The sequence below is a fragment of the Ferrigenium kumadai genome, assembly GCF_018324385.1.
Classification (GTDB): Bacteria; Pseudomonadota; Gammaproteobacteria; order Burkholderiales; family Gallionellaceae; genus Gallionella; species Gallionella kumadai.
This window is the reverse complement of record NZ_AP019536.1, coordinates 781412-805338: the sequence shown is the minus strand read 5'-3', so window position 1 is coordinate 805338 and position 23927 is coordinate 781412. Positions and strand designations below refer to the sequence as shown.

General features: G+C 60.2%; 23 protein-coding genes. 8 read left to right on the top strand and 15 right to left on the bottom strand.

The genetic code is table 11. The annotated features are described in order from the left end of the window. Positions 1-392 precede the first annotated feature (392 nt). The 8 genes from FGKAn22_RS03890 to FGKAn22_RS03855 are packed head-to-tail and all read left to right on the top strand — an operon-like array spanning position 393 to position 6261. The gene (locus FGKAn22_RS03890) at positions 393-1091 is read left to right on the top strand and encodes an ABC transporter ATP-binding protein (RefSeq protein WP_212786671.1); all 699 of its coding nucleotides are present in this window, start codon (positions 393-395) and stop codon (positions 1089-1091) included. Continuing rightward, positions 1088-2215, top strand: coding sequence for an ABC transporter permease (locus FGKAn22_RS03885; RefSeq protein WP_212786670.1), 1128 nt, complete (start codon positions 1088-1090; stop codon positions 2213-2215). The genes FGKAn22_RS03890 and FGKAn22_RS03885 overlap by 4 nt, the downstream gene beginning before the upstream one ends. Further along, a complete protein-coding gene (locus tag FGKAn22_RS03880) occupies positions 2212-2985 on the top strand; it encodes an outer membrane lipoprotein-sorting protein (RefSeq protein ID WP_212786669.1) in 774 nt (257 codons plus the stop codon). The genes FGKAn22_RS03885 and FGKAn22_RS03880 overlap by 4 nt, the downstream gene beginning before the upstream one ends. Before the next feature lie 8 nt (positions 2986-2993). Then, complete coding sequence (locus FGKAn22_RS03875; protein WP_212786668.1) at positions 2994-3773, top strand: metal-dependent hydrolase; 780 nt, start codon at positions 2994-2996, stop codon at positions 3771-3773. Between the two features lie 28 nt (positions 3774-3801). Continuing rightward, positions 3802-4539 carry a YceI family protein gene (locus FGKAn22_RS03870; protein ID WP_212786667.1) on the top strand — a complete coding sequence of 246 codons (738 nt, stop codon included), beginning with the start codon at positions 3802-3804 and terminating at the stop codon, positions 4537-4539. Between the two features lie 37 nt (positions 4540-4576). Beyond that, positions 4577-5128, top strand: a complete 552-nt coding sequence (locus FGKAn22_RS03865) for a cytochrome b (protein ID WP_212786666.1) — start codon at positions 4577-4579, stop codon at positions 5126-5128. Positions 5129-5136: 8 nt separating this feature from the next. Further along, positions 5137-5676, top strand: coding sequence for a YceI family protein (locus FGKAn22_RS03860; protein WP_246487451.1), 540 nt, complete (start codon positions 5137-5139; stop codon positions 5674-5676). Positions 5677-5697: 21 nt separating this feature from the next. Beyond that, on the top strand, positions 5698-6261 hold the full coding sequence (locus FGKAn22_RS03855) for a YceI family protein (protein ID WP_212786664.1): 564 nt from the start codon (positions 5698-5700) through the stop codon (positions 6259-6261). Between the two features lie 147 nt (positions 6262-6408). Here the strand turns inward: FGKAn22_RS03855 and FGKAn22_RS03850 are convergent, their stop codons facing one another. The 15 genes from FGKAn22_RS03850 to FGKAn22_RS03780 all read right to left on the bottom strand — a co-directional run bounded on the left by FGKAn22_RS03850 (position 6409) and on the right by FGKAn22_RS03780 (position 23920). Beyond that, positions 6409-6819: a hypothetical protein gene (locus FGKAn22_RS03850; protein ID WP_212786663.1), complete on the bottom strand. Its 411-nt coding sequence runs from the start codon at positions 6817-6819 to the stop codon at positions 6409-6411. A gap of 182 nt (positions 6820-7001) precedes the next feature. Next, on the bottom strand, positions 7002-8204 hold the full coding sequence (locus tag FGKAn22_RS03845) for an ammonium transporter (RefSeq protein WP_212786662.1): 1203 nt from the start codon (positions 8202-8204) through the stop codon (positions 7002-7004). Positions 8205-8376: 172 nt separating this feature from the next. Continuing rightward, the gene (locus tag FGKAn22_RS03840) at positions 8377-8922 is read right to left on the bottom strand and encodes an NUDIX domain-containing protein (protein ID WP_212787145.1); all 546 of its coding nucleotides are present in this window, start codon (positions 8920-8922) and stop codon (positions 8377-8379) included. Between the two features lie 31 nt (positions 8923-8953). After that, positions 8954-10918, bottom strand: a complete 1965-nt coding sequence (locus tag FGKAn22_RS03835; protein ID WP_212786661.1) for a flagellar assembly protein A — start codon at positions 10916-10918, stop codon at positions 8954-8956. Positions 10919-11088: 170 nt separating this feature from the next. Beyond that, on the bottom strand, positions 11089-12540 hold the full coding sequence (gene nuoN / locus FGKAn22_RS03830) for an NADH-quinone oxidoreductase subunit NuoN (RefSeq protein ID WP_212786660.1): 1452 nt from the start codon (positions 12538-12540) through the stop codon (positions 11089-11091). Between the two features lie 26 nt (positions 12541-12566). After that, complete coding sequence (locus FGKAn22_RS03825; protein ID WP_212786659.1) at positions 12567-14057, bottom strand: NADH-quinone oxidoreductase subunit M; 1491 nt, start codon at positions 14055-14057, stop codon at positions 12567-12569. An 11-nt stretch (positions 14058-14068) separates the two neighbouring features. Beyond that, a complete protein-coding gene (nuoL, locus tag FGKAn22_RS03820) occupies positions 14069-16087 on the bottom strand; it encodes an NADH-quinone oxidoreductase subunit L (RefSeq protein WP_212786658.1) in 2019 nt (672 codons plus the stop codon). Between the two features lie 5 nt (positions 16088-16092). Further along, positions 16093-16398 carry an NADH-quinone oxidoreductase subunit NuoK gene (nuoK, locus tag FGKAn22_RS03815; protein ID WP_212786657.1) on the bottom strand — a complete coding sequence of 102 codons (306 nt, stop codon included), beginning with the start codon at positions 16396-16398 and terminating at the stop codon, positions 16093-16095. A gap of 23 nt (positions 16399-16421) precedes the next feature. After that, positions 16422-17033 (bottom strand): NADH-quinone oxidoreductase subunit J, encoded by a 612-nt coding sequence (locus tag FGKAn22_RS03810; RefSeq protein WP_212786656.1) that lies wholly within the window; start codon positions 17031-17033, stop codon positions 16422-16424. A gap of 12 nt (positions 17034-17045) precedes the next feature. Next, positions 17046-17534 carry an NADH-quinone oxidoreductase subunit NuoI gene (nuoI, locus tag FGKAn22_RS03805; RefSeq protein ID WP_212786655.1) on the bottom strand — a complete coding sequence of 163 codons (489 nt, stop codon included), beginning with the start codon at positions 17532-17534 and terminating at the stop codon, positions 17046-17048. A gap of 18 nt (positions 17535-17552) precedes the next feature. Then, positions 17553-18593 carry an NADH-quinone oxidoreductase subunit NuoH gene (gene nuoH / locus FGKAn22_RS03800; protein WP_425513850.1) on the bottom strand — a complete coding sequence of 347 codons (1041 nt, stop codon included), beginning with the start codon at positions 18591-18593 and terminating at the stop codon, positions 17553-17555. Beyond that, the gene (gene nuoG, locus FGKAn22_RS03795) at positions 18590-20911 is read right to left on the bottom strand and encodes an NADH-quinone oxidoreductase subunit NuoG (RefSeq protein WP_212786654.1); all 2322 of its coding nucleotides are present in this window, start codon (positions 20909-20911) and stop codon (positions 18590-18592) included. The genes nuoH and nuoG overlap by 4 nt, the downstream gene beginning before the upstream one ends. A 14-nt stretch (positions 20912-20925) precedes the next feature. Further along, positions 20926-22164 carry an NADH-quinone oxidoreductase subunit NuoF gene (gene nuoF / locus FGKAn22_RS03790; RefSeq protein ID WP_425513855.1) on the bottom strand — a complete coding sequence of 413 codons (1239 nt, stop codon included), beginning with the start codon at positions 22162-22164 and terminating at the stop codon, positions 20926-20928. A gap of 23 nt (positions 22165-22187) precedes the next feature. Next, entirely contained in the window at positions 22188-22667 is a 480-nt protein-coding gene (gene nuoE / locus FGKAn22_RS03785; protein WP_212786652.1) for an NADH-quinone oxidoreductase subunit NuoE, read from the bottom strand. Next, positions 22667-23920 (bottom strand): NADH-quinone oxidoreductase subunit D, encoded by a 1254-nt coding sequence (locus tag FGKAn22_RS03780; RefSeq protein ID WP_212786651.1) that lies wholly within the window; start codon positions 23918-23920, stop codon positions 22667-22669. Before FGKAn22_RS03780 ends, nuoE begins: the two co-directional genes overlap by 1 nt. Between the last annotated feature and the right edge of the window lie 7 nt (positions 23921-23927).

The window sequence follows — 23927 nt, the reverse complement described above, 5'->3', positions numbered from 1 at the left end:
CATCAAAATAAAGATGCTCCAGTTTAACACCATGGAACTCACCATCGGCCTTCCGGTCATATCCGCCGGCTCGTACCGGCACAGGATCGACCGAGCGAATCAGACATGGGGGAGGGGTAAAAGTTTTTCAAGCCTGAATTTTGCGCCACGCCGACGGCTTGCCGCCTGTCCAGCCGGGGTTACCGTTTATCACGGCGATACCGATTGTTTTTATTATCACTTTATAATCCGCGCCCATTTATAATCCGCGCCCATTTGGATCGACAGTGAACCTGGTCATGTACAAATCAATCCTGCTGGCGACTTGCCTGGCTTGCGTTTCGGTCTATGCCTTTCGCCACGATGGGAGTCGGATCTGAGTTCACCGTGAAGCGTAATATCTCCCCGTCCCTATGAACACAACGACAGCAACCGATACCATCGTTCGCGCCGAAAATCTTGCGCTGCATTTCGATGACGGCCAGACCAGGGCGCTGGATGGCATCGACCTCGAAATCCGCGAAGGCGAATTCGTCGCCATCGTCGGCCCGAGTGGCTGCGGTAAATCGAGCCTGCTGAATCTCATCGGCACACTCGACAGTCCGACATCCGGTGAGCTCTATTTCCGCTCGCAGCCCTATTCCGGGATCCGCGACCTTTCGTTGTTCCGCAGACAGAACATCGGCTTCATTTTCCAGTCGTTCTACCTGCTCCCGACGCTGTCCGCGCTCGACAACGTGCTGGTTCCCACCATCGGCTGTCCCGGCGCGGCCAAAGAACACGAGGAACGAGCCCGATACCTGCTGTCGCAGCTCGGCTTGTCCAACCGTCTGGCTCATTTCCCGGGCAGGCTGTCCGGCGGGGAACGCCAGCGCGTAGCCATCGCGCGCGCACTGATCAACGACCCCGACGTCATCCTCGCCGACGAACCCACCGGCAGCCTGGATAGCGCCAATGCGGCCCATGTGCTGGACGTGATCGGCGAACTGAAAAAAGAGAAGGAACTGACCATCGTCATGGTCACCCACGACCCGAACGTATCCGCCCGCGCCGACCGTGTCATACACATGCGCGACGGAAAGATCGGATACGCCGAGGAGGCCCGCACGTGAACCTGTTCAACTTTGCACTCGGCAACCTTTACCGCAGGCCGGCCCGAACCAGCCTGACCGTTTCCGCCATCTCGCTCGGCATCGCCGCCGTGGTGGCGCTGACCAGCATCGCATGGGGATTCGAGGCCAGCTGGCAAAAAGCCAACGATGCGCGCGGCACCGACCTGATCGTGACCCGCATCGCCAGCGAGAACACGATGCCCTCCCCTTTCGTCGCCAGCAAGGTGCAGCCGACCTTGGCCGGTTTCCCGCACGTACAGGAAGTAGTCGGCTTGCTCAGCGAGATGCTGAGCGTCAGCAACGATGCTCCCCCTGTGTTCGTATTCGGCTGGGCATATGGCAGCTATCTGTGGGATCACCTCAAGCTCGTGGACGGCCGCTGGCCAGGCAATGATGCCGAAGCATCCGTCGTGATCGGTTCTCTGGCGGCCGAAATGCTGCACAAGAAGATCGGCGACCAACTGGAGATCGAAGGTCGGTCGTTCCAGGTAAGCGGGATATACGAAAGCCCCGCAGTCGTCGAAAACGGTGCGGTGCTCATGACCCTCACGCAGGCGCAGCAGATCACCGACAAGCCGGGCAAGGTGAACATCCTGAACATCAAGCTGGACGGGCGCGCATCCGAGGCTGACGTCGAAGACTTCAAGGCGCGTGTGCGCGCGACGATGCCCGGCTATATCGCCATCACGTCCGGCGAACTGGTCCAGAAGAACGCCGTCGTGCGTATCTCCAAGGCGATGAGCAATGCAACCATCCTGATCGCCGGCCTGGTCGGCGCCCTCGTGGTATTCAATACCATGCTGATGAGCATCAATGAGAGAACCCGGGAAATCGGCATCCTGCTGGCGCTCGGCTGGCAACGGCGCACCATCGTCAAGCTGGTTTTCAGCGAATCCACCATCCTCACGCTGGTCGGCGGTATCGCCGGCATCGTGCTGGGCATTGCGATCACGTGGGGGCTGGAGCACGTCGAACTGATGCGCGGCAAGATCGATGCGGTATTCTCTATCCCGTTCCTGTTCGGGGTGCTCGGCCTGTCCGTGGTTCTCGGCATCTGCGGAGGCATCTATCCGGCCCTCAAGGCAGCGCGCCTGCTGCCTTCAAATGCGCTGAGGCAGGAATGACCAGGGTTGCCGCCTCTCTCCTGACCATGCTGGCGGCGCTCGCATGGCCGGCATATGGCGCCGAGCCGTCGGCGGCGGCACTTGTCGAAACGATGCAAAAGGCAAGACTCTCCGAAGGGTTCGAAGCGCGTATGAATGTCGCGGCGATCAAGCCGGACGGCCGCCGCGCCATGCCGCTCAAGATCGCCGTCATCGGACAGATCGGCAAGGACAGGGAGCGCCTGCTGATCCGCGGCATCTCTCCGGAATCAGTGCGCAACCGCCGTTTTGCCGCAGGAAAGACCGCAGACGGCCGGATCAGGGCAATCGAATACGGGGAACAGGGTTCTGACGGAATAACGGAAACGTTCCCCCTTGCCAGGCTGTTCGATTCCGGCTTGGTGATCTGGGACATGTTCGGCCCCTGGTGGTACTGGCCGAAGCAGGAACTCGGCGGAACGGAACGAATAGCCGGACGCGAATGCACCCTCGTTCGTTCCCAGACCGACACAGCGAACTCCCCCATACGGGAAGTTGTCAGTTGCGTGGATAAGGACGCCAGATTGTCGCTGCGGACACAATTGTTCGACCGCCGGCATACGCTGATTCGCACGATTTCCGTGGAAAGAACGACACGCCTGGGGTCGGGAGCGACGGTCGCCAAGAAACTTTTGGTCACGGAGGCAGACAAAGCGGTGACCGAGATCGAAGTCTATAGCGGTGACGAGGAGTACCTCATCGGCGCCGATATCTTTAATAAATTAGACCAACATATAATAGACGGCAAATAGGTGGAGAGATGCAATTCCTGAAACATCATCTGACGACGACGGAAGACCTTTCCGGCACGTGGTGCAATTCCAATGCCGTGACTTCCGGCATCATGGAAGCGGTCAGTTTCGTCACCCCGGTTCTGGAAAACTTCTTCGTCCGCACCGTGGCTGAAGGCCTCGACGGACGGCAGCATCCGGAGCTTGAACAACGCTGCCACACGTTCATCCACGAAGAGGCTGACCATTCGCGTGCGCACAAGAAATTCAATGCCTCCCTGCTCAGATACCTGGGCAGGACGCCACCAGGACTCGCCCTGGTCGAATCCCTGCTGGATCATGCAAGGAAGCACCTATCCCTCCCCAGCCGGTTGCTGCTCGCAGCAGCGCTGGAGCACTACGCCGCAGTATTGTCCAAGGTGTACATGAATCAGGAAGCGCGACTGGACATCCACTCCGCTTTTGCCAAAGAACTGTTCGTGCAACATGCCCACGAGGAATTGGACCATCGCGCCGTGGTATTCGACCTGTGGCTCAACAAAGGCAGCAGCGGCAGCTTCAAACGCTCGCTGATCGTGCTGGCGATCCTGTTCACAGGATTCGTTTACATCTCCATCGCCGTGCCGTGGATCGTCCACCGCAAGACCCGCAGCCTGACCGCCACCCTGACGGCCCTCGCCGGCTTCGCCTTCAGGAACCGTTCGGACATCAAGGCCTATTCGCCGCTGTCTGAGCTGTTCTCCTTCACCCGCCGTAATTACCATCCGGACCAACTGGTCGACGAGGGCCTCGCAGCAAGAATCAAATAGCCCTCGCGGCCATCACCAAGGAGAGCACATGATTCGCAAGTACATCGTTATCGCTCTCCTGGGTCTGGCCAGCATCATCACCCTGATCAGCTGCGCCACTCCGTCCCCCGCCCCGCAAAACAACGCAGCATCAGCCACGCTGGGCGGCCAGCCGGCCAGCCTGAAAACCAGTTATGACGAGCTGGGAATAGCGGGCGGCAAGGTCTACACCCTTGATTCGCAAAACTCGGCCGTGCGCATCTACGCCTTCCGCGGCGGACTCATGAGCAGGGTGGGACATAACCACGTCCTCTCCGCCCCCAGGTTCACCGGTTTCGCTTATCTCCCTTCCGGAGAAGCCGCGAACGCGCGTTTCGATCTGGAGTTTCGCCTCGACGAACTGGAGATCGACAATCCCGAAGACCGTTCCGGACTGGGTAAGGCCTTCGCCGCCATACTGCGCCCCGTCGAAATAGCAGGCACGCGCGAGCACATGCTCGGCGAAGAGAACCTGCAGGCGGAGCGATTCCCTTATGTGCGCGTGCATTCCCTGCAGATCACCGGGGAGCCCCCCAAGCTGGCGGCCAAGGTGCAGGTCGAAATACACGGCCAGAAACGCGAGCTGTGGGTACCGCTCAATGTCGAGGGCTTCCCGGAGCGCATTGTCGTCACCGGTTCGTTTATACTGCGCCAGACCGACTTCGGCATCCGTCCCTACACCTTGCCCGCCGGGTTGCTCTCGGTGAAAGATGAGGTCGTGATCGAATTCAGACTGGCCGGTGCATAATCCGTCTTGCCGCCAGCAAGTTGAAAAGGAGTCTGTCTTGAATGCACAGCCTGCCGCCTACACCCGCACTGCGATCGGCCTGCACTGGCTGATCGCCCTGCTGATCTTTTCGACATTCCCGCTCGGCCTGTACATGCACGACCTGCCGCTCAGCCCGCACAAACTCAGGCTGTACAGCTACCACAAGTGGATCGGCGTCGGCATCTTCCTGCTGGTTGTGCTGCGCCTGTCGTGGCGTATCGCACACCGCCCGCCGCCGTTGCCTGGCACCATGCCGGGATGGGAGAGACTCGCCGCAGCTAGCCTGCATTACCTGCTGTACGCACTGATGTTCGTCATCCCGCTGAGCGGCTGGCTGATGAGCTCGGCCAAGGGAGTCCAGACCGTGTGGTTCGGCGTGCTGCCGCTGCCCGATCTGGTCGCCAAGAACAAGGAACTGGGCGACCTGCTGCAAGAGGTGCACGGAAGCCTCAACTTCCTCATGCTCGGCGCAGTGCTGGCGCACATCGGCGCCGCGCTGAAACACCACTTCCTGGACCGCGACGATATCCTCGCGCGCATGCTGCCGTTCCTGCGGAGCAAGACGTGAGACGCTGGATGGCCGCGCTGTTGCTGTGCACCGCCTCGCTGGCGACTGCAGGAGAATTCACCGAGCTGGACCCGCGGCAAAGTAGCATTTCATTTGTTTCAAAACAGATGGGCGTCCCCGTGGAAGGCACGTTCGGGAAGTTCACCGCCCGTGTCGCGGTCGATCCGGCCAAGCCGGAAACAGGAACGGCGCGCATCGATATCGACCTCGCCAGCATAGATACCGGCAATGACGATGCCAACGAGGAGGTCAAAGGAAAGGCATGGTTCGACATCCGCAACCATCCCACTGCCGGCTTCATCTCAAGCCGGGTCGACAATGTCGGCAATGGACGGTACGAAGTGCTCGGCCAGATGACCATCAAGGGCAAGACGATGAGCATCCGCGCTCCTTTCACGCTCACGCAACAAGCCGGCACGCTGCTCATCGAGGGCATGTTCCCGCTCAGACGGCTCGATTATGGTATCGGCTCCGGCATCTGGAGCGACACCGATACGGTCGCCGATGAAGTTCAGATCCGTTTCCGCTTTACCCTTACAAAGAAGTAAACAACCCGAAAGGAGAAAACCGTGAACCAGACTGTCGCCATCGTCCTTGCCGCCTTGCTCGCCGCTCCCGCCTACGCAGCAGACAGCTACACCGTGGACCCCAACCACACCTGGCCGCTATTCGAGGTGAACCACCTCGGCTTCTCCACCCAGCGCGGACGCTTCAACAAGAGCAGCGGCAAGATCACCCTGGACATCGCGGCGAAAAAAGGCAGCGTGGACCTCACCATCGAGACGGCATCGCTCGACATGGGCTTCGAGAAATGGGACGAGCACATGAAGGGCGAGGACTTCTTCAACGTCAAATACTTCCCGACCATACGCTTCACCTCGGACAAGCTGGTGTTCGACGGCGACAAGGTAGTCGCCGCCGAAGGAAGATTCAGCCTCCTCGGCGTCACCAAACCGATGACGCTCACCGTCAGCAACTTCCGCTGCGCCCCGCACCCCATGCTCAAGAAACAGGCCTGTGGCGCGGACGTCAGCGCCACCCTCAAGCGCTCCGAATTCGGCATGACCAAGTTCGTCCCGGCGGTAAGCGATGAAGTGAAAATCTATTCGCCTATCGAGGCGTTCAAGGACTGAACAAAAATACCGCGCAACAAAAAGGGCAGGCCGGTTGGCCTGCCCTTTTTGCTTGAGAAGGTGGCTAAGGAATCAATGCGAAGCTGCCCCCTTTAATTTCGTGCTTTAATTTCGTGATCAATAAATCTGCCGCTTGGTTGCTCATGATTATTTCTCCCCTGTCCGATCAATAAATTCCAAAAGTGGCTTCTCGAAAAAAGTTGTTTCGTGATATTTACTTCGCCAAAACTTAAACGTTGAGACTTTCAACCCGCTATTAATCACTGCCGTCAGAATTTCCTTGATGACTTTTTCATCGGTAATGCCATAAGCATCGCATGCAAGGGCGTCATGAGATAAACAAACAAAATACTGGTTACCATAGCAATCCTTATCCGCGGACACACAAAGTTTTGATTTAATCAAAATCGGATAAGCCGTATTTTTAAAAAAATTGATTTCATCTCTGTCCAGAATCCCTTTCGGATTGCCTTTTGCCCAAACTGGACTTACGGAAAAAAGTGTTGCCATAAGCAGAATATGAACTAAAGGGGTCAGCTTCGCATTTTCTTTTCGCATACCGGCATCCTCATGCAAGACTCGGGGAACGACCATAGGCGCCCGGTGGACATAAAACAATATACCGAATTATCTAGGCATTCCGGCCTATGCCTGCAGGGCGCGGCTGTTGGTGTGCAGCAAACAAAAAAGCCGATGCGGCGTGTTGCGCCGCATCGGCTTAGGTGGGTACCGCAGGGGAATTACCAGCCCGATTCGCGTTCCGGCGTGGCGGTGATCTTGTGGATCGAAAGGTCCGCGCCGTTGAATTCCTCCTCCGGATCGAGGCGGATGCCGACCAGTTTCTTTATCACCCCATACACGACGTATCCGCCCACGAAGGCGATGGCCACGCCCAGCAGCGTGCCGATGAGTTGCGACATGAAGCTGACACCGCCGACTCCACCCAGGGCCTTCATCCCGAAGATGCCTGCGGCGATGCCGCCCCAGGCTCCGCAAAGACCGTGCAGCGGCCACACACCGAGCACGTCGTCGATCTTCCAGCGGTTCTGGGTAAGTGTGAACATCACCACGAAGAGACCGCCCGCCACGCCGCCGACCAACAGGGCACCGATGGGATGCATCAGGTCGGAACCGGCGCACACTGCCACCAGCCCCGCGAGCGGACCGTTATGCACGAAGCCGGGGTCGTTCTTGCCCAGCCACAGAGCTACCAGCGTGCCGCCCACCATCGCCATCAGCGAATTGACCGCGACCAGGCCGCTGATGCCGGTGATGGTCTGCGCGCTCATCACGTTGAAGCCGAACCAGCCCACGGTGAGTATCCATGCGCCGAGTGCGAGGAACGGGATGCTGGAGGGCGGGTGCGCGGAGATGCGCCCTTCCTTGGTATAGCGTCCGCGCCGCGCACCGAGCAACAGCACCGCCGCGAGGCCGATCCAGCCGCCTACGGCATGCACCACCACCGAACCGGCGAAGTCATGGAAACCCGCGCCGAAAGTCGTTTTCAGCCAGTCCTGAATGCCATAGGCGCCGTTCCAGGCAATGCCTTCGAAGAACGGGTAGACGAAGCCGACCAGGGTGAAGGTCGCCGCCAGTTGCGGATTGAATTTGGCGCGTTCGGCAATGCCGCCGGAGACGATGGCGGGGATGGCCGCTGCGAATGTCATCAGGAAGAAGAACTTCACCAGGTCGTAACCGTTCCTTTGCGCGAGCTGTTCCGCGCCGGTAAAGAAATGTATGCCGTAGGCGATGCCGTAACCGATGAAGAAATAGGCGATGGTCGAGATGGCCAGGTCGCTGAGTATCTTCACTAGGGCGTTGACCTGGTTCTTCTTGCGGACCGTGCCCAGCTCCAGAAATGCGAAGCCTGCATGCATCGCCAGCACCATGATGGCGCCTAGCAACACGAATAAAACGTCGTTACCGGTTTTCAAATCTTCCATACTTCTCTCCTTTGGTGCGAACCGGGTCAAATACGCAAGATGCGTTCCACTTTTGCAACTGATTGATAGTTATGGAGTGAAGCAAAAGACGGTAGGAAGAAATCGCCAGGAGCGAGCCGAATTGGTGCATCCATATCCGAGCGCACCAACATATTGCACCAGAGCGGTGCGCCTATCCCTGCCAGTTCTTGAGATGCTTTTCCAGCCAGAACAGGCCGACGATGGTCTTGCTGTCGTTGATCTTGCCCTGCCGTATCCAGTCCAGCGCTTCCGGCAAGGACAGTTCGAATACTTCGAGGAATTCGCCGTCGTCGAGCTTGCGTCCTTCGTGGCTCAATCCGCGCGCGAGGAAATATTCCATGCGTTCGTCGGCATAGCCGATGCACGGCCAGGTCGTGGCGAGGTGGGTCCACTCAGTCGCCACATAGCCGGTCTCTTCCAGCAGTTCGCGTTGCGCGGTGAGCAGCGTATCCTCGCCGTGGTCGATCTTGCCCGCGGGCAGCTCGATGAACTCGCGTTGGGGTGCGTAACGGAATTGTCGCTCCATCAACAGGTTGCCGTTGTCCAGCAGCGCGATCACCGTGACCGCACCGGGATGGGTGATGTACTCGCGGCTGCTCTCGCTCCCGTCGGGCAGGCGCACGCGGTCCTTGCACACCTCCATGAAACTGCCCTCGTACATCACGGCCCCGTCGAGCCTGATCTCTTTCAAATCCATCATTGCACCCTGCAAATACTGGCCGGCAAGCTCAGGCGCCCGCCGATCCCTTGAATTCCCAATCGATCGAGCCGTCGTCGGATGAGAAGATTCGTGCCTTGGAACTATCCGATTTTTGCAGAGCGTTCCGGATGTCGTTGCCCGACATCTTGCCGAAGATCTCCATGCCATTATTGGAAGCCATCGTTTGCCCGGTAGTTTGTCCAACGACTTTATCGATGACACAGGCGATGCCCTCGCCCATCCCGGCACGGTCGCGCTCGGTATAGGAAAGCTCCTCCTCGGCCTCCTTGAGCGATTTGTCGAGCGCGCTGACTTCCGTCTCCAGCTTCGCCACCTCGCCGACGGCCTTGGCGTGCTTCTCCATCAGCTTGCGCCAGTTCATGGCCTGCTCCTGGGTCAGCTTGATCGCACCGCTCTTGATCCTTTCCGCCAGCGCCAGGTATTTCGCGAACTCCTGATCGGATTTCAGCTGTTCGATCAGTTGCATTTTCTCTTTGATGCCCTGCTGGGCCTCGCCGATACCCTTTTTCAGTTTTGCGATGAACTGGTCGCTTGTCGAAAAATCGGGGACCAGTAATGTCACCAGCGTCTCCCGTCCTCTGCGTTCATCCGCAGAAGCGATCTGGACATTCTTCGCCGCGATCGTGCAGCCCTCGACGGTTCCCGCATACACTTCATCGGCCACGATCTCGCAATTCACCGCATGCTCGATCCGGACGCTACCACCGACGAGCAAGCTGCTCTCGCAGAAGTTGGCTATCACTTCACCATCCCTGGCCCGCACCACCGCTCTCGAGACACGTCCGTTGAGAGTGACATTCCCGGTCTGCGTGTGCGCCTGTCCGCCGGACAGGTTGCCGTCGATGCGAATATTGCCGCCCTGGGATACCACCTTGCCGAACACGTCTGACAGGAAGGTCATGTGCTTGCCTTCCACCACACGGCCTTCCTGCACCTCGCCGTGTTCGATGAATTCATCCACCGACAAGGAGAGGTTGCCGGTCGTCTTCGCGCTGATGCCTCCCTTGTTCTCGATCTTTTCCGTGACCGACACCGTGTTCGACCTGGTGTCCAGCGTCAGGAATCCGTCCAGTGTCGCCACGATGTATTCGCCGTCCGGAAATTGTTCGACACGGGTCCCCTCCGCGGCAAGCTCATACAAATCCAGATCCTTGGGCAGCTTAGGTTCGATGACCTCTCCCGTCACCTTGCGTCCCTGCTTGCCCAGCACGCGCGGAATCTTCCTGAGCAGGCGCGTCCCCTTCGCCATTTGCGGAAAGCGGTTCGCGAACATAGCCAAATCTGCTTTGCCGCTGGCCAGCACCTTGGGCGCATTGTCCCGGTGCAGCTTCTCGGAAACCTCGCGTATCTCGGCGTCGCTGCCTTCGGTTGGCTCAAGCTGCCTGGCGATGATCATGCGCACCGATGTGCCGCGTGCGACGACCAGGCGCATCGCGTCGGCATCGATGCCGAACTTCACGCCCTTCAGCCACATGTCCGCGATGAACTCGTCGAAATCGAGCCTCGCGGGCTGTTCCTTTGTCTTGGTCACGTACCTGACGATCTGGGCGACGCCGTCTGCGTCCGGTTCGCCATACACCGGTTCCTCGTAGCTCACCTCGATACTGACCGGCTCGAATACGTACTCGGCACGCGCCCCGCCCTCCAGTATCTTCACCGGCCGGTAGAGCGTGCGGCGCTGCGGCTGGAAACGAACGAGCTCTTCAGCGACCTTGATCTCGCCGCCCTTGCGCTGTACATCGGCCAGCCAATCGGCGTCATACAGCAGCTTGAGGAATGTCGCGTAATCCAGCCCGGCGAAACGCATGCCCTCGCCGAACAGACGATCGATGAAAAGTTCAAAGTCGTTATTCGACTGCATGCGCTGCAGCAGGACGAACACCCCCTCCGCCCGCTTGGCAACGAAACCCGGCGTCACCAACTGGTCCCGCAGCGCATCCGTAGACGCGTCGGTTAGATCAGATGCAGTCATAAGTCATTCCCTCATTCCTCGGCCAGGTGCAACCTCGGCATTTTTAACTGCCTACAGAAACCCCCGTCCAAATAAGGGTCGTATTGTGCCACGTTCGGCACAGAAAAATCCGGCGTCAAAAAAACAAAACTCCCGCACGGGCGGGAGTTTGCAGGGCGAAACGGTGCGGATTAATGCAACAGCAAGGACTGCTGCACCGACACGGCGCAAACCGACATCAGCGCGCCAGGCAACAGACCAAGCAACAGCACACCCAGGGAGTTGACGCTGATCAGCAGCGCGGTGTCCTGGCCGACGGCGATCGGGGCATGGCTCTCCGGCGCGTCGAAATACATCAGCTTGACGATGCGCAGGTAGTAGAACGCACCGATCAGCGAGAACAGTACGGCGACGACGGCCAACCACAGATGGCCCGCCTGCACCACCGCGTTCAGCACCGAGAACTTGGCGTAGAAACCCACGGTCGGCGGTACGCCCGCCATGGAGAACATCAGCAGCAGCATCATGAAAGCGAGCCATGGGCTGCGCTGGTTGAGTCCCTTGAAGTCGTTGATCGTGTCGGCCTCGAAGCCTTCGCGCGACAGCAGCATGATCATGCCGAAAGCGCCCAGAGACATCAGCACATAGATCACGGCATAGAACATGGAAGAGCCGTAGCCCTCGACGCCGCCGGAGAGCAGGCCGAGGAGCAGGAAGCCCATGTGTGCAATGGTCGAGTAGGCCAACATGCGCTTGAGGTTGGTCTGCGCGATCGCGGTGATGTTGCCGATGGCCATCGAAGCGACGGACAGGATGATCAGCATGCCGGACCAGTGCTGCACCAGCGGCTGCAGGCCTTCCACCAGGATGCGCGCGGTGAAGGCGAAGGCGGCCAGTTTGGGCGCGGAGCCGATGAACATGGTCATCGCCGTGGGCGCGCCGTGATAGACGTCCGGCACCCACATGTGGAACGGTACCACGCCGAGCTTGAATGCCAGGCCGGAGACCACGAACACCAGGCCGAACACGAGCAAGTTCTTGTCGACGACGCCGTACTGGATCGCGTTGGCCACGACGCCCAGCTCCAGCGAACCGGTCGCGCCGTACAGCATCGACATGCCGTACAGCAGCAGACCGGAAGCCAGGGCGCCCAGGATGAAGTACTTCATCGCGGCTTCGGTGGCGACGGCGGAATCGCGTTGCAACGCGACCATCGCGTACAGCGACAGCGACAACACTTCCAGGCCGAGGTAGAGGGAGACGAAGTGGTTGGCGGAGATCATCACCATCATGCCCAGCGTGGCGAACAGCGTCAGCACCATGAACTCGCCGGTGAACAGGCCGCGCACGGTGAGGTACTGGCGGGAATACACCAGCATCATGGACACCGCCAGGAAGGTCAGCAGCTTCAGCACGTCGGACATCAGGTCGTCCACGAACATGTTGTGGAAGGCGTATACAACGCCGTTCTCATGCGTGCCGACAGTGACCAGCGAGCAACCCAGCAAGGTGATCTGCACCAGCATGTAGGTGACCATCCTGCCGCTCTGCTTGATCAGCAAGTCCGCGATCAGGATCGCACTCACCATGACCAGCAAAAAGACTTCCGCGCTGGCCGGCATCAAATTCGTCATCAAATCCATGTTCATATTCACCTCAAGTCAGCGGCCTACAACGGCAGCTTGGAACGTGCCACGTGTACCAGCAGGTCGTTCACCGATACGTGCATGATTTCGCTGAACGGCAGCGGGTACAGGCCCATGCCCAGCACGGTGACCGCTAGTACCGCGAAGATCAGCTTCTCGCGCAGATTCATGTCGGTCAGTTCGGCGACATGCGGATTCGCCACTGCGCCGAAGATCACGCGCTTGTACATCCACAACGTATAGGCCGCGCCGAAGATCAGCGTGGTCGCGGCAGCGAAGGCGTACCAGAAGTTGGCCTTGACCGCGCCCAGGATCACCATGAATTCGCCGACGAAGCCGCTGGTGCCGGGCAGACCGCTGTTGGCCATGGCGAACAGCATGAAGAACGCCGCGAACACCGGCATGGTGTTGACCACGCCGCCGTAGTCGGCGATCTTGCGCGAATGCATGCGGTCATACAGCACGCCGATGCACAGGAACAGCGCGCCGGACACGAAGCCGTGCGAGATCATCTGCAGCAGCGCGCCTTCCATACCGTACGCGTTGAAAATGAAGAAGCCCAGCGTGACGAAGCCCATGTGCGAGATGGAGGAATACGCCACCAGCTTCTTCATGTCGCTCTGGGTCAGCGCCACCAGGCCGATGTACACCACCGCAATCAGCGACAGCGCGATCATCACGCCTGCCAGCTGGTGGCTGGCATCCGGCACGATGGGCATGGAGAAGCGCAGGAAACCGTAGGCACCCACCTTCAGCATGATCGCCGCCAGCACCACCGAGCCGCCGGTGGGCGCTTCAACGTGGGCGTCCGGCAACCATGTGTGCACCGGGAACATCGGCACCTTCACCGCGAAGGCGAAGAAGAACGCGATGAAGATCAGGATCTGCGCGTTCATCGGGATCGCGGTCTGATGGAAGTCCAGGATAGAGAAACTGCCACCGGACTGGTTGTACAGGTAGATCAGCGCCACCAGCATCAACAGCGAGCCGAGGAGCGTGTACAGGAAGAACTTGAGTGCCGCATACACGCGGTTCGGGCCGCCCCACACGCCGATGATCAGGAACATCGGGATCAGCATGGCTTCCCAGAATACGTAGAACAGGATGGAATCGAGCGCGGCAAACACGCCGATCATGATGCCGGACATGATCAGGAAGGACGCCATGTACTGCGCGACGCGCTTCTCGATCGACTGCCAGCCGGCCAACACCACGAGGGGCGTGAAGAACGCGGTCAGCAGGATGAACAACACCGAGATGCCGTCCACGCCGAGGTAGTAATGGATGTTGAAGCGGGTGATCCAGTCGTGCATCTCGATGAACTGCATCTGCGAGGTGTCGCGCACGAAGCCGGTGTAGAGCGGGATCGTCACCAGGAAGCCGAGCACCGAACCGACCAGTGCAAGGATGCGCGCCAGCGGGGCGTTCTTGTCGTCGCCGGTGGCCAATACCAAGACACCGAAAATGATCGGCAGCCAGATCGCAACGCTAATTACAGGTAAGCCAAAAATCATGCTGTCATTCCTTATTCAAACCAGTTGCGCACACTCAGCAGCACGAATACGCCGATGATCATGGAAAACGCGTAGTGATAAATATAGCCGGACTGGAGGCGGCGGACGACGCCGGAGAACATGCCGACCATCTTCGCCGAGCCGTTCACGATCAGGCCGTCGATCAGCTTCACGTCGCCGAACTTCCACAGGAAGCCGCTGGCGCCGCGCGCGCCGCCGGCGAAGAACCAGTCGTTGAATCGGTCGAAATAGTACTTGTTGTCCAGCACGGTGTAGATGAACTGGAACTTCTTCTGGATCATCGCGGGAATGTCCGGACGCTTCATGTAGAAGAACCAGGAGGTTGCTACACCGGCAATCGCCAGCCACAGCGGCAGGGTCAGCAGCGAATGCAGCGCCATGGCGGCCGCGCCGTGGAATTCCTCACGCATCTCGTTCATCGCGTGGTGGTGTTCGGCGGTGAAGATCGCGTTGCCGAAATAGCCGCCGTAGAGCATCGGCTCGATGGCGATGTAACCGATCAGCACGGAGGGCACCGCCAGCAGAACCAGCGGCAGCCACACCACCCACGGGGTCTCGTGCGGCTTCTGGCCGTGAGCGAGGCCATGGTGATGATCGGAGGATACTTCCTCGTCGTCGTGGTCGCCGTGGTGGTCATGATGGTTCTTGCCGAAGCGCTCCTCGCCATGGAACACCAGGAAATACATACGGAACGAATAGAACGCAGTCACGAACACGCCGGCCACAACCGCGAAGTAGGCGAAACCGGAACCCGGCAGGTTCGACAGCGCGACCGCCTCGATGATGCTGTCCTTCGAGTAGAAGCCGGAGAAGAACGGCGTGCCGATCAGCGCCAGCGAACCGATCAGCGAGGTGATCCAGGTGATCGGCATGTATTTCCTCAGGCCGCCCATGTTGCGGATGTCCTGATCGTGGTGCATCGCGATGATCACGGAACCGGCACCGAGGAACAGCAGCGCCTTGAAGAAGGCGTGCGTCATCAGGTGGAAGATCGCCACCGAGTAGGCCGATGCGCCCAGCGCGACGGTCATGTAGCCCAGCTGCGACAGCGTCGAGTAGGCGATCACGCGCTTGATGTCGTTCTGGATGATGCCGAGGAAGCCCATGAACAGCGCGGTGATCGCGCCGATGACCATGATGAAGGACAGCGCGGTCTCGGACAGTTCATAGAGCGGCGACATGCGCGCCACCATGAAGATACCGGCAGTCACCATGGTCGCGGCGTGGATCAGCGCGGAGATCGGGGTCGGGCCTTCCATCGAATCGGGCAGCCACACATGCAGCGGGAACTGCGCCGACTTGCCCATTGCGCCGATGAACAGCAGGATGCCGATCGCGGACATCAGGCTCACCGACATGCCGGGGATCGGCGCGACGTCGTTCACATGAGCGGCGGCACTGGCGAACACGGCGGCGTAATCCAGCGTGCCGAACACCATCAGCACCAAGCCGATGCCGAGCAGGAAGCCGAAGTCGCCGACGCGGTTCACCAGGAAGGCCTTGAGGTTGGCGTAGATCGCCGTCGGACGCGTGTACCAGAAACCGATCAGCAGGTAAGACACCAGGCCCACCGCTTCCCAGCCGAAGAACAGCTGCATGAAGTTGTTGGCCATCACCAGCATCAGCATAGAGAAGGTGAACAGCGAGATGTAGCTGAAGAAACGCTGATAGCCGGGATCTTCTTCCATGTAGCCGATGGTATAGATATGCACCATCAGCGACACAAAGGTCACCACCAGCATCATGGTGGCGGTGAGCTTGTCGATCAGGAATCCGACCTGGAAGCTGGTGTCGCCGGAGGTCAGCCATGTGTAGACCGGGCCGTTGAAGGTGTTGCCGGCCAGCACGTCGTTGAAGATCTCGACCGATGCGCCAAATGCCACCGCCACCATCGCGATGGTGATGCGGTGCGACCAGTCGCGGCCCAGCCATTTGCCAAACAGACCCGCGGCGATCGCGCCGAACAGCGGCGCCAGCGGAACCAGCAGATACAGACTTTGCATACTCATGCCCATTACCCCTTCAGGCTATCGAGGTCGTCAACGTTGATGGTGTTCAGGTTACGGAACAGCACCACCAGGATCGCCAGGCCGATGGCGGCCTCGGCGGCGGCCACGGTCAGGATGAAGAACACGAACACCTGCCCGGCAGCGTCATTCAGATAATGCGAGAACGCCACGAAGTTGGTGTTTACCGCCAGCAGCATCATTTCGATGGCCATCAGCAGCACGATCAGGTTCTTTCGGTTCAGGAAGATGCCGACCACGCTGATCGCAAACAGCACGGCACTGAGCACCAGATAATGGGAAAGGGTCAACATATTGTTCTTCTCGCTCCCTGGAATTAGTTTGTCGCAGAATCTTTACGTTCGGCCTTCATGGGCACGATGCGCAAACGATCCGCCTTCTTGACCGCGATCTGGTCGGGCACCACCTGCGACTTCGAGTCCTTGCGTCGACGCAGGGTCAGCGCGATCGCGGCCACCATCGCAATCAGCAGCAACACCGCAGCCAGTTCGAACGGGTACACGTAATCGGTATAGATCAGGCGGCCCAGCTCCTTGGTATTGCTGTAATCCGCCGCATGCTTGACGGCCTGGATGCCGCCGGCCGTTTCGGTGGAGCCCAGCACCCAGATCATCTCGAACGCCATCAGCCCGGCCAGCGCCGCGCCGAACGGCAGCCAGCGCCAGAAGCCTTCGCGCAGACGCACCAGGTTGATGTCCAGCATCATCACCACGAACAGGAACAGCACCATCACGGCCCCGACGTACACCAGCACCAGCGTGATAGCGAGGAACTCGGCTTCCAGCAGCAGCCAGATACCGGACGAGCTGATGAAGGCCAGCACCAGGAACAGCACAGCATGCACCGGGTTGCGCGCGGTGATCACGCGCAGCGCCGCGAATATGGTGAGCGCGGCAAAGATATAAAACACGATGGTTTCGAAATTCATCTGACGGTCCTCTTATCGGTACTTGGCATCCGCCGCACGGTCTTTGGCGATCTGCTCTTCATGCTTGTCGCCGTTCGCCAGCAGCATGGCCTTGGTGTAGTACAGGTCGCCGCGCTTCTCGCCGTGGTACTCGAGCACGCGAGTCTCGACGATGGCGTCCACTGGGCAGGATTCCTCACAGAAACCGCAGAAGATGCACTTGAACAGGTCGATGTCGTATTGCGTGGTGCGGCGCGTGCCGTCCTCGCGCTCCGCCACTTCGATCTTGATCGCCAGCGCGGGGCACACCGCTTCGCACAGCTTGCAGCCGATGCAGCGCTCTTCGCCATTGGCGTAGCGACGCTGGGCGTGCAGGCCGCGGAAGCGGAAGCTCTGCGGAGTCTTCTCTTCGGGGAACTGCACGGTGATCTTGCGCGCAAAGAAGTAGCGCCCGGTCAGGGCCATGCCCTTGACCAACTCGTACAGCAAAAACGTCTTAAAGAAATTCTTGATAGCTTGCATATTCTTCTCCTCCGCCCCTTACCAGACCCAGAGCGGCGTCTGCATCCACGCGGCAACCACGACCACCCACACGATGGTCAGCGGGATGAACACTTTCCAGCCCAGACGCATGAGCTGGTCATAGCGGTAACGCGGGAAGGTCGCGCGGAACCACAGGAACAGGAACAGGATGAAAGAAACCTTGGCCAGCAGCCAGACGAAGCTGTCCGGCAGGAACGGCACCGGCGACAGCCAGCCGCCCAGGAACATGATCGAGGTCAGGAAGGAGACCAAGATCATGTTGGCGTATTCGGCCAGGAAGAACAGCGCGAACGCCATGCCGGAATATTCCACGTGGAAGCCGGCAACGATCTCGGACTCGCCCTCGGCCATGTCGAACGGCGCGCGGTTGGTCTCGGCCACGCCGGAGATCACGTACACCAGGAACATCGGGAACAGCGGGATCAGATACCAGTTCAGCAGGCCGTAGCCGCCCTTCTGACCATTCACGATGTCGCCCAGGTTCATGCTTTGCGAGGCCAGCAGCACACACACCAGCGCGAAGCCCATGGCGATCTCGTAGGACACGATCTGCGCCGCGGAACGCACCGCGCCGAGGAAGGCGTACTTGGAGTTGGAAGCCCAGCCCGCGATGATGATGCCGTACACCGAGAGCGAAGTCAGCGCGAGGATATACAACAGGCCGGCGTTGACGTTGGACAGCACCATACCGTCGCTGAACGGCACTACCGCCCAGGCCGCCAGCGACGGGGCCAGCGCCATGATCGGCGCGAGGACGAACAAGGCCTTGTTCGAACTGCTCGGGACGATGATTTCCTTGAACAGCAGCTTCACGCCGTCGGCGATCGGTTGCAGCAAACCGAAATAACCGACGCGGTTCGGACCGATGCGCACCTGCATCCAGGCGATGACCCAGCGTTCGGCCAGTGTCAGGTATGCCACGGAGAGCATGATAGGCACCACGATGGCCAGGATCTTCACCACGGTCCAGACCGGCAACCAAGCCGGGCCGAGCAGGTCTAGTCCCGTCTGTTCCAGGATTTGCAGCAATTCCATCATGCGCGCTCCACTGTAATCGTTCCAAACATCGCACCCAGTTCCGCCGTAGTTGCATGGCCGGCCGCGACGCGCGCCACACCGACGGGCAGTCCGTCATCCGCGCGTGCCACGAGGCGCACGCTGGCGTTGCCCTGCGTCACCTTCACGGTGTCGCCCGGTTGCACGCTCAGCTTCTGCAGCTCGCTGCCGCGCATCGCCACAGTGGGTGTTGCCGCATCGCGGGTCTTTTGCAGCGAAGCGGCGCGGCGCACCAGTGCATCGGCGGAGTACAGCGGCACATCGGCCACGCGCTGCGTGCCTTGTGCTGCCCCGCCCGCTACGCCTTGCAGCGCGACATCCAGATGGTTGTCCAGCTTGCCCTGCGCGGCGATCGCTTCGTCGCGCACTGCTTCGCTGGAGTCGTAATCGAAACCCTGCACGCCGAGCAGGTTGCCCAGCACGCGCAGCACCTTCCAGGCCGGACGGGTATCGCCCAGCGGCTTGACCGCACCCTTGAAGCTTTGCGAGCGGCCTTCGGTACTCACGAAGGTGCCGGAGGTCTCGGTGAACGGAGCGATGGGCAGCAGCACGTCGGCGTATTCCGTCGCGTGATGCTTGAATGCGGACATCGCCACCACGAGATCGGCGGCCTGCATCGCGGCCATCGCCTGCTGCGGGTTGGCGCAATCCAGTTCCGGCTCGACGTTCAGCAGCACATAGGCCTTGCGCGGGGAAGCCAGCATCTGCGCGGCATTCATGCCCTTCGCGCCGGGCACGGCACCGGCGAGATAGCCGCCGACGCTGTTCGCCGCCTCGCCGAGGAAGCCGAACTTGCCGCCGCACAGCGCGGCGATCTTTTCGGCCAGCACGGCGAGTTGTGAAGCTTGCGGGTGTTGTTGCGCGAAGTTGCCGAGCAGCACCGCGACGCGTTCGCCGCTCGCCAGGCTCTTCGCGATGGCGGCAGCCTCGCTGCCGACCGTGACGTTCTCGACGCCCTGCGCGCTGCCCTGCTTCTCGGCCGCAAGCGCCTTCAGGATCTGCGCCATCACGTTGACCAGTTCGCTCGGCGCGGCGATGGCCTTGTTGGCCACCGGCATCAGCAGGTCGTCATCGCTCGAGTGCACGATATTGGCTTGCGCGCCCTTCTTGACTGCCTGGCGCACGCGGTGTGCCAGCAGCGGATGATCCTTGCGCAGGAAGCTGCCGACGACCAGCAGGCGGTCGCGAGATTCGATCTCTGCAACGGGCATGCCCAGCCACGGCGCGCCGGCCTGCTTGCCGTCCGCGCTGAAGTCGGACTGGCGCAGACGGAAATCGACGTTGCCGCTGCCCACGCCGCGCATCAGTTTCTGCAACAGATAGAGCTCTTCCAGCGTGCTGTGCGGCGTTGCCAGCGCGGCGATGTGGTCGGCCCCGGCGCCATTGGCGACCTGGCGCAGACCGTTCGCCACATACTCCAGCGCAGCTTGCCATTCGACTTCGATCCACTTGCCGTCCTGCTTGAGCATCGGCTTGGTCAGTCGCTCGGGCGAATTCAGACCTTCATAGCTGAAGCGGTCCTTGTCGGACAGCCAGCACTCGTTGATCTCTTCGTTCTCGATCGGCAGAACGCGGAACACCTTGTTGTCCCTCACGTTCACCGCCAGATTGGAACCCAAGGCGTCGTGCGGGCTGACCGAGCGGCGTCGCGACAGCTCCCAGCTGCGCGCCTTGTAGCGGAACGGCTTGCTGGTCAGCGCGCCGACCGGGCACAGGTCGATCATGTTGCCGGACAGTTCGGAATCCACCGTGCTATCCACGAACGACATGATCTCGGCGTGCTCGCCGCGGAAGGCCATGCCCAGTTCCATCACGCCGGCGATCTCCTGGCCGAAACGCACGCAGCGGGTGCACTGGATGCAGCGACTCATCTCTTCGGTAGAGATCAGCACGCCGACGTCCTTGTGTTCCACCACGCGCTTTTCTTCGTTGTAACGCGAGGCGGATCCGCCGTACCCCACCGCCACATCCTGCAGCATGCATTCGCCGCCCTGGTCGCAGATCGGGCAATCCAGAGGATGGTTGACGAGCAGGAACTCCATCACGCCCTTCTGCGCCTTGACCGCCATCTCGGAATGCGTCTTCACCTTCATGCCTTCCGCGGCCGGCGTCGCACAGGCCGGCAACGGCTTGGGCGCCTTCTCCACTTCGATCAGGCACATGCGGCAGTTGGCCGCGATGGACAGTTTCTTGTGGTAGCAGAAATGTGGGATATAGACACCGGCCTTGCGCGCCGCATCCATGACCGTGGAACCGCGCTCGGTCTCTACTGACTTGCCATCAATTTCGATATTGATCATTGCTCACCTCACCCTTACACCAAGCAGCGCTTGTGTTCGATGTGATATTCGAATTCGTCGCGGAAATGCCTGAGCATGCCCTGCACCGGCCAGACTGCGGCTTCGCCCAGCGCACAGATCGTGCGGCCGGCGATGTTCTCGCCGATGCTCAGCAACAGGTCCAGGTCTTCCGGCTTGCCCTCGCCGTGCTCGATGCGGTGCACGATTCGATACAGCCAGCCGGTGCCTTCGCGGCAGGGCGTGCACTGGCCGCAGGACTCCTCGTAGTAGAAATAGGACAGACGCTCCAGCGCTCGCACCATGCAGGTCGTCTCGTCCATCACGATCACCGCGCCGCTGCCCAGGCCGGAGCCCGCCTTGGCGATGGAGTCGTAATCCATGGTCACGTCCATCATGATCTCGCCTGGCAGCACCGGCATCGAAGAACCGCCGGGGATCACCGCCTTGAGCTTGTGGCCGTTGCGCACGCCGCCCGCCATCTTCAGCAGTTCGCTGAACGGCGTGCCCATCGGCACTTCGAAGTTGCCGGGGTTGTTCACGTGGCCGGATACCGAGAACAGCTTGGTGCCGCCGTTGTTGGGCTTGCCCAGCTCCAGGAACTTCTGTCCGCCGTTATTGATGATGTACGGGATGCTGGCGAAGGTCTCGGTGTTATTGATGGTGGTCGGCTTGCCGTACAGGCCGAAGCTCGCCGGGAACGGCGGCTTGAAGCGCGGTTGGCCTTTCTTGCCCTCGATGGATTCCAGCAGCGCGGTCTCTTCGCCGCAGATGTAGGCGCCGTAACCGAGGTGGTTATGCAGGTCGAAGCTGAAGCCCGAGCCGAAGATGTTGTCGCCGAGGTAACCGGCGGCGCGCGCCAGTTCACAGGCCTCTTCCATGCGCTCGTAGGCTTCGAATATCTCGCCGTGGATGTAGTTGTAACCGGTCTTCACCCCCATCGTGTAGGCGGCGATGGCCATGCCTTCGATCAGCAGGTGCGGGTTGTACAGCAGGATGTCCCAGTCCTTGCAGGTGCCCGGCTCGCCCTCGTCGGAATTACAGACGATGTACTTGTCGCCCTCGTAATTTTTGGGCATGAAGCTCCACTTCAGGCCTGTCGGGAAGCCCGCGCCTCCGCGTCCGCGCAACGCCGACTGCTTGACCTCGGCGATGATGGTATCGGGAGAAATCTTCTCGGTCAGCACCTTGCGCAGTGCCTGGTAACCGCCGACCTTGAGATAGTTCTCCAGCGTCCACGGCTGGTCGAAATCCATCGTGGTGTAAATGACCGGGCCTCTCATGATTTGTCCAGCTCCGCCAAAATTTGATCGATCTTTTCCTGGGTCATGCGGCTGCAGATCTTCTTGTTGTTCAGGGTAAGCAGCGGCGCATCCTTGCACGCCCCCATGCACTCGCCCTCGCGCAGGCCGAACTTGCCGTCAGCCGTGACTTCGCCCAGCTTGATGCCCAGTTTGGACTCGATATAGGCCACGGTATCCAGCGCACCGCACAGGGTGCAGGACAGGTTGGTACACACGGTGATGGTGTGCTTGCCCATCGGCTTGAGGTTGTACATGTGGTAGAAGGTCGCCACCTCGTACACCGCGATCTTCGGCATGCCGAGGTAATCTGCGACATCGGCCATGTCGCCGTTGGATATCCAGCCCTTTTCGTCCTGCACGAAACGCAAGGCGGCCATCACCGCGGACTGCTTCTGGTCCGCCGGATATTTCTTCAACTCGCGGTTGATCTGCGCTTGTATTTGTTCGGATAACATCAGCGGTCCACCTCTCCAAAAACGATGTCCTGCGTGCCGATGATGGTCACCACGTCGGCGATCATGTGGCCGCGGCACATCTCGTCCAGCGCCGCCATATGGGCAAAGCCGGGGGCGCGGATCTTCATGCGATAAGGCTTGTTCGCACCGTCGGAAACCAGGTAGATGCCGAACTCGCCCTTGGGATGCTCCACCGCGGCATAGGCCTCGCCGACCGGCATGTGCATGCCCTCGGAGAACAGCTTGAAGTGGTGGATCAGTTCTTCCATGTTCTGCTTCATCGCCTCGCGCTTGGGCGGAGAGAACTTGAGATTGCCCGACATCACCGGGCCGGGATTCTGGCGCAGCCAGGTGATGCACTGCTTGATGATGCGATTAGCCTGGCGCATCTCTTCGACGCGAACCAGGTAACGGTCGTAGGAGTCGCCGTTGGTGCCGACCGGGATGTCGAAATCGAGCTGGTCGTACACTTCGTAGGGCTGCTTCTTGCGCAAGTCCCACTCGATGCCGGAACCGCGCAGCATCGGGCCGGTGAAGCCCAGCGCCAGCGCGCGCTCCGGCGACACCACGCCGATGCCGACGGTACGCTGCTTCCAGATGCGGTTGTCGGTCAGCAGCGTCTCATATTCGTCCACGTAGGCCGGGAAGCGATTGGTGAAGTCCTCGAGGAAATCGAGCAGCGAACCCTGGCGATTCTCGTTCAGCTTCTTCACTGCTGCAGCATTGTGGATCTTGGATGCCTGGTACTGCGGCATCGTGTCCGGCAGGTCGCGGTAAACGCCGCCCGGACGGTAATATGCCGCGTGCATGCGTGCACCGGACACCGCCTCATAGGCATCGAACAGGTCTTCGCGCTCGCGGAAGGCATACAGGAACACCGTCATCGCGCCGATATCCAGCGCGTGCGCACCCAGCCACAGCAGGTGGTTCAACACGCGGGTAACCTCGTCGAACATAACCCGGATGTACTGCGCGCGCAACGGCACGTCGAGGCCGGCCAGCTTCTCGATCGCCATCACGTAGGCGTGCTCGTTGCTCATCATCGACACATAGTCGAGGCGGTCCATGTACGGCACGGATTGCAGATAGGTCTTGTGCTCGGCGAGCTTCTCGGTGCCGCGATGCAGCAGACCGATGTGTGGGTCGGCGCGCTCGATGACTTCGCCGTCCAGCTCCAGCACCAGACGCAACACGCCGTGCGCCGAGGGGTGCTGCGGCCCGAAGTTCATGGTGTAATTTTTTATCTCTGCCATGACCGTA